This is a genomic window from Rhizobacter sp. P2_H3 (assembly GCF_056403355.1).
This window is the reverse complement of sequence record NZ_JBFUFQ010000455.1, coordinates 1-1,812: the sequence shown is the minus strand read 5'-3', so window position 1 is coordinate 1,812 and position 1,812 is coordinate 1. Positions and strand designations below refer to the sequence as shown.

The 1,812-nt window shown below is 73.6% G+C and carries 2 protein-coding genes; one reads left to right on the top strand and one right to left on the bottom strand.

Annotation, left to right across the window (positions count from 1 at the left end):
- Complete coding sequence (ypfJ, locus tag AC1D1T_RS32270) at positions 1–882, top strand: KPN_02809 family neutral zinc metallopeptidase (RefSeq protein WP_465111706.1); 882 nt, start codon at positions 1–3, stop codon at positions 880–882.
- Here ypfJ and AC1D1T_RS32265 read toward each other — a convergent pair.
- Positions 879–1,812 (bottom strand): hypothetical protein (locus AC1D1T_RS32265; RefSeq protein WP_477993431.1); only part of this gene is annotated, 934 nt, incomplete at its 5' end. The two genes, ypfJ and AC1D1T_RS32265, sit on opposite strands and share 4 nt — an antisense overlap.

The following is a 1,812-nucleotide window of genomic DNA, read 5'->3' as shown; positions in this document are numbered from 1 at the left end:
ATGAAATGGGAAGGCAACCGCGAGAGCGACAACGTCGAAGACGCCCGCAGCGGTGGTGGCGGCGGCGGAGGCCGCGGCTTCGGCGGCCGCAGCATCGGCCTCGGCTCGGTCGCCATCGCGCTGGTGGCCGGCTGGATCTTCGGCGTCAACCCCCTCACGGTGCTGAGCCTGCTCAGCGGCGGCGGTGGCGGCGCGGTCCCCACCCAGCAGCAGGCGCCTGCCGGCAAGCCGCCGGCCGACGACAAGATGGCCCGCTTCGTCTCGGTGGTATTGGCCGACACCGAAGACGTGTGGCGCGCCAAGTTCAAGCAGATGGGCGGCACCTACCGCGAGCCGAAGCTGCGGCTGTTCCGCGGCAGCGAGCCCACCGCCTGCGGCCGCGGCGAGGCCGCGATGGGCCCGTTCTACTGCCCGGGCGACCAGAAGGTCTACATCGACCTGGGCTTCTACGAGACGATGCGCACGCGGCTCGGCGCGCCCGGCGATTTCGCGCAGGCCTACGTGATCGCGCACGAGGTGGGCCACCATGTGCAGAACCTGCTGGGCATCAGCGGCAAGGTCGATGCGATGCGCGGGAAGGGCAGTGAAGCGCAGCAGAACGCGCTGAGTGTGCGCCTGGAGCTGCAGGCCGACTGCTTCGCCGGCATCTGGGCGCATGACGCGCAGAGCGCCCGCCAGATCCTGGAGCAGGGYGATGTCGAAGAGGCGCTGAACGCCGCCACGCAGATCGGCGACGACACGCTGCAGCGCAAGTCGCAGGGCACCGTGGTGCCGGAAACCTTCACGCACGGCACCAGCGCGCAGCGCGTCAGCTGGTTCAAGCGCGGCTTCCAGACCGGCAGCGTCGAGCAGTGCAACACCTTCGAGGCGCGGCAACTCTAGTTGCCCGCCTCGAACGCCAGTTCGCAGGCCTCGGCGATCGACAGCAACTCGCCCTCGGCCTGCCAGGCCGCCAGCTCGGCCGCATCGGGGTGCCGCGCCAGCAGCCCGGCCAGCCGCGCCCGGTCGGCTTCTTCATTTGGTTGCCGCACCAGCCGGCCGCGCTCGCGGTAGTTGTGCGCCGAGGCGCCGGCCAGCCGCGCGGCCGCGTCGGTGCGGCCCGACAGCGCATGCAGCACGCCGAACAGGTCGAGCATCGACCACATGCAGCTGTCCTCGGGCAGGCGCCGCAGCCGCCGCGCGCACTCTCCGACGACGGCCCGCGCGCGCACGACCTCGCCCTGGTCGAGCAGCGCCCCCACCAGGTTCGCGAACAGCGTGAACTCGTTGGCCGACGCCCGCCCGGGCGGCAGGCGCGGGAGCAGTGCCTCGCCGCGCCGGATCGCGTCGGCGCTGCGGCCGGTGTGGCGGTCGATGTCGACCAGGTTCGCGCCGGTGCGCAACGTGCCTTCGAGGTAGCCGTCGCGCTCGCACAGCAGCGCGAGCGACAGCAGGGCCTCGCGGGCGCGCTCGGCGTCGCCGCCGGTGAAATCCAGCACCGCCTCGGTGGTGCGGCCGTGCACCAGCACCGGCGCCGGCCAGCGCGGGTCCTCGATCGCCTTCGCGCGCGCCAGCGCCCGCCGCGCCTCGGGGTGGTCGAGGCGCCAGTTCAGCGCGAACTCGGCCCAGGCCAGGTACTCGCCGCGCGCATCGCCCAGCTCGGCGTAGCGCTGCGCCGCCAGCTCGGCCGCGGCCCGGCAGCGCTGCGGGTACTCGGTGCTGTGCGCGCGGGCCACGCCCTCCCAGAAGCGCGCCAGCACCCGCACCGGCAAGCCGCCGGAGAGCCGGCCGACCAGCGCCTCGCCGCGCTCGCGGGCCTCGGCGTGCAGCAGC